This window comes from Neisseria sp. Marseille-Q2251 (genome assembly GCF_940793045.1).
Lineage (GTDB): Bacteria > Pseudomonadota > Gammaproteobacteria > Burkholderiales > Neisseriaceae > Neisseria.
In genome coordinates this window covers 1-2057 of the sequence record NZ_CALNWV010000085.1, presented here as the reverse complement: position 1 = coordinate 2057, position 2057 = coordinate 1, and the positions used below count along the sequence as shown (strand labels likewise).

At 57.4% G+C, this 2057-nt stretch carries 1 pseudogene; it reads left to right on the top strand.

Annotated elements, in window-relative coordinates:
- Positions 1–2057 (top strand): annotated as a pseudogene (locus tag AAG834_RS13680) (hypothetical protein); the annotation flags it as partial.

Below are 2057 nucleotides of genomic sequence, written 5' to 3'. Positions count from 1 at the left end.
GAAAAAACCACCACCGTCGTTGCCGGTAAGAACGTTACCGTCAGCGAAAAAGTGGACGGCAACAACACCGAGTACACCGTCAACGCCGACAAGACCACCCTCAGCCAAGCGGCGGGCGGTGCGGTTAAAGTCAGCGAAGGTACGAAAGACGCCGACGGCGTAACCGATTACGCTTTGGATCTGACTGACGAAGCCAAAGCCGACATCGCCAAAGGTGTCGCGGCGAAAGACGCGGTGGACAACAAAGGTCTGACCTTTGCCGCCGACAACGGCACGACTGGGGCGAAGAAACTGGGTGACAGCCTGAGCGTCAAAGGCGACGGCAACATCCTGACCCGCGCCGACGAAAACGGCATCGGCTTCTCGCTGGCCGACAAGATTACCGTCGGCAAAGCAGGCAAAGGCAACAAACCGCTCGTGATCGACGGTACCGCCGGTCTGATTTCCGGTCTGAGCAACACAACTCTGGGCGGTGCGGACTTTGCCACTAAAGGTCAAGCCGCCAGCGAAGAACAGTTGAACGCAACCCAAGCCAACCTGGCGAACCTGCTCGGCGGTAACGCGGCCAACGACAAAGGCAACGTCACCACCACCGACATCGGCGGTACCGGCAAAGACAACGTCCACGACGCCATTGCCGCAGTGAAAGAAACTGCCGACAAAGGCTGGAACCTGAACGCCAACGACGAAACCTCGTCTGAAAAAATCGGCGCAGGCGATACCGTAACCTTCAAAGAAGGCAAAAACGTCAAAGTCAGCCGCAACGGTAAAAACATCACCGTAGCGACTTCAGACGACGTCTCCTTCGATAAGGTTACCGTAGGCGGCAGCGTACTGACCGACAACGGACTGACTGTGGGCAACGGCAAAGCAGGCAAACCTGTCAGCCTGACTAAAGACGGTCTGAACAACGGCGGCAACAAAGTGTCCGACATCGCCGCAGGCGAAGCCGACACCGACGCAGTGAACGTTGCACAGCTCAAAGCAGCCGCAGCGAAAGCGACATCCAAAGTGGACAGCGGCAACGACAACATCGTCGTCACACCAGAGCAAAATGCCGACGGCAGCACCACTTACAAAGTGGCGACCGCACCTAACCTGAAAGCCGACAGCTTCACTGCAGGCGATACCGTTGTGAACAACGACGGCGTTAAAGTCGGCGACAAAGTGGCTCTGGGCAAAGACGGTCTGAAAGCAGGCGATGTCAACATCACTGCCGACGGCATCAACGCAGGCAACAAGGCCATCGGCAACGTTGCTGCCGGTGTGAAAGACACCGATGCCGCCAACGTCGGACAGCTGAACCGTCTGACCGCCGCTGCTAAGACAGAAGTCGAAGCCGGTACCAACATCGCCAGCGTGAGCAGCAAACAAGGTGCGAACGGTCAAACCGTTTACACCGTGAACGCAGACGGCGCAAGCGTCTCCGCAGGTTCCGACAACATCGTCGTAACCAAAGGCAACAAAGATGCCGACAACGTAACCGACTACGCGGTTGACCTGTCTAAAGCCGTCAAAGCCGACATCGCCAAAGGCGTCGCGGCGAAAGACGCGGTAGACAATAAAGGCATCAGCTTCGCAGGCGACAGCGGTACGACCGTTGCCAACAAATTGGGCGATACCGTGGCTGTTAAAGGCGATGCCAACATCACCACTACCGCAGGCGCGAACGGCATTCAGGTCGGCCTCAACAAAGACCTGAAAGTAGACAGCGTCAAAGCAGGCGATACGGTTGTGAACAACAACGGCGTCAACGTCGGCGACAAAGTGGCGCTGGGTAAAGACGGTCTGAAAGCAGGCGATGTCAACATCACTGCCGAGGGCATCAACGCAGGCGGTAAGAAAGTGACCGGCGTCGCCGCAGGCACCGTTGCCGCAGGCAGCACCGATGCCGTCAACGGCGGACAACTGCACCAAGTTTACGAACTGATCGGCAGCAACGGCGGCAACGTCAACACCGCACCGCCGTCAGTCGAAGCAGACGGCAAAGCAGGCTTGGGTAATATCAAAAACATTACCCTGGTGGACAACAGCACCAATCCGAACGTGACCAACGT